At 74.8% G+C, this 1,103-nt stretch carries 1 protein-coding gene; it reads right to left on the reverse strand.

The window, feature by feature from the left end:
• On the reverse strand, positions 1-1,103 hold a 1,103-nt coding region (locus AC2W7G_RS16950), incomplete at both ends, for an ABC transporter transmembrane domain-containing protein (protein ID WP_485869470.1).

Genomic DNA, 1,103 nt, shown 5'->3' on the forward strand with positions numbered 1-1,103 from the left:
GCCGGGCGGCGAGCAGGTCGACGCCGACCCGCACGCGTCCGTCGTCGGGACCAGGAAGCCGAGCAGCACGTCCAGCAGCGTCGACTTGCCCGACCCGGACGGCCCGGTCAGCGCGACGAACGAGCCGGGCTCGATCGTGGCCGAGACCGGCGCGAGCGCGGGCACGTCCCGGCCGGCACGGGTCACCCCGACCGCGTCGAGGACGACCGGTGCCGACGCGACCGACGGCACGGCGGCCGTCCCGGTGGCGCGGTCGTAGGCGAGCAGGTCGAGGGCGTCCGCGGCCGCGGCGACGCCCTCCTGGCTGGCGTGGAAGTGCGTCCCCATCCGGCGCACCGGCAGGAACGCCTCGGGGGCGAGCAGCAGCACGAACAGGCCGGCGTCCAGCGCCATGTGCCCCTCGACGACGCGCAGCCCGATGCTGACGGCGACCAGCGCGACGCAGATCGTGGAGAACAGCTCCAGCACGAACGAGGACAGGAACGCCATCCGCAACGCCTTGACCGACTCGCGCCGGTGCTGGTCGCCGACCTTGCACAGCCCGGCGTCCTGGCGGCGTCCGTGCACCTTGAGCACCCGCAGGCCGTCGAGCACGTCGCCGAAGTGCGCGCCCAGCCGCTGCAGGGCCTCGTAGCGCCGGTCGACCTTGTCGCGGGTGAGCCTGCCGACCAGGACCAGGAACATGACGACCAGCGGCAGCGTGATCGCCACCGTCACGGCGGCCAGCACGTCGGTCGTGGCGATGGCCACGACCACGGTCGCCGGCACCAGCGCGGTGAGCACGAGCTGCGGCAGGAACTTGCCGAAGTAGGGGTCGAGCGCGTCCAGGCCGGGGCCCAGCAGGCTGACGACGCGCGAGGACTCCGGCCGCTCCCCCACCCGTCGGGGGTCGAGGACGGCGACGGTGACCTCGTCGCGCAGGCCGCTCTTGACCGCCACGGACGCCCGCTCCGACAGCAGCGCGTGCACCCAGGCCAGGCCGGCGCGAGCCGTGAAGCAGGCGGCCACGCCGGCCAGGACGGCGACGGTCGCCGAGCGTCCCTCGAACCCGCGGGCGATCAGCCAGGCGAGCAGCGGCCTGGCCTGGCGACGACCACGACGGG

Source organism: Aeromicrobium sp. PFPM2_SD2 (genome assembly GCF_057364525.1).